The organism is Brevundimonas pishanensis, from assembly GCF_022750635.1.
GTDB classification, from domain to species: domain Bacteria; phylum Pseudomonadota; class Alphaproteobacteria; order Caulobacterales; family Caulobacteraceae; genus Brevundimonas; species Brevundimonas pishanensis.
Genome location: NZ_JAJKBG010000016.1, coordinates 1 through 971, shown reverse-complemented (window position 1 = coordinate 971; position 971 = coordinate 1). Strand labels below are relative to the sequence as shown.

General features: G+C 66.1%; 1 pseudogene. It reads right to left on the bottom strand.

What is annotated here, in order from left to right:
• Window positions 1-971 (bottom strand): annotated as a pseudogene (locus tag LOX95_RS14170) (S8 family peptidase); the annotation flags it as partial.

Sequence of the window (971 nt, the reverse complement as noted above, 5' to 3'; positions counted from 1 at the left end):
CGGCGCGAGAAGGTCACCGGATCGAAATAATCCAGCGGCACGTCGGCCAAGGTGGCTTCAAACGTCCCGCTCTCGATGCGCAGCGGCTGGCTGATTTCCCACATCAGGGTGCTGCACCCCGACCACCAGCCCTTGCAGCTGGCCTGTAGTCCGAAGTTCCAGCTCGAGCTGATAGCCTTGTCGGCCAGCGTCAGGAAACGCCCGTCGATCTCGGTACGGCCCAGTCCCACTTCACCCGTCAAGGTCAGGCGCTCGTTCAGGCGGATGTCACCGCCCAGCGCAGTGAACTTGGTCTGCGAGGGCAGGGCCAGATCGGAGTTCAGCGGCATATAGGTGCCCAGCGGCCCCATCTTCTCGTCAACGCTGCCGAGGCTGAAGGCTAGGCCCCCTTGAGCGGTCCGCCAGTCCACCCCCATGCGGGCATAGGAGGCGGCTTCGCGCTGGATCGGCTGCAGGGGCATGCGCCGGTCCCCCGAGCCGCTGTCGGCGCTTACGATAAACAGGCCCTGATCACCGGCATCGAAACTCATGACGCCGCGGACTGCGTGGTCGGACTGGGCCAGAGCGGCAAAGCCGTCGCCTGCGCGGGTGCGGAAGGGCGAGCGGGCACCGCCTTCGCCCTGCCATGCCGAGAAGGACATGGCACCGGTCGAGACTTCAAACAGGGCCTCGCGGCGCTCTTCGGTTCCCGTCCACGGGGCATTGTACAAGGTGTTGCGCGCCAGAATGGGCTCGGGCTCCGGCGCAGGGACAGACGCGGCCAGCGACAGATAGGTCCCGACAGGGCCAAGCGTGGTGACGGTGGACTGCACCATCGGGCGCACCGTCTCCGACTGGAAGCTCTGGCGTGGTGCCGTGCGATAGGCATCGGCCACGTTCACTTTGAACAGGCGCTCGTATTCGTCATAGGCAATGGTCGCCAGACCGGTGGTGCGGCCAAGGGCATCGCCGAACGGGCCGCCGACATAGGC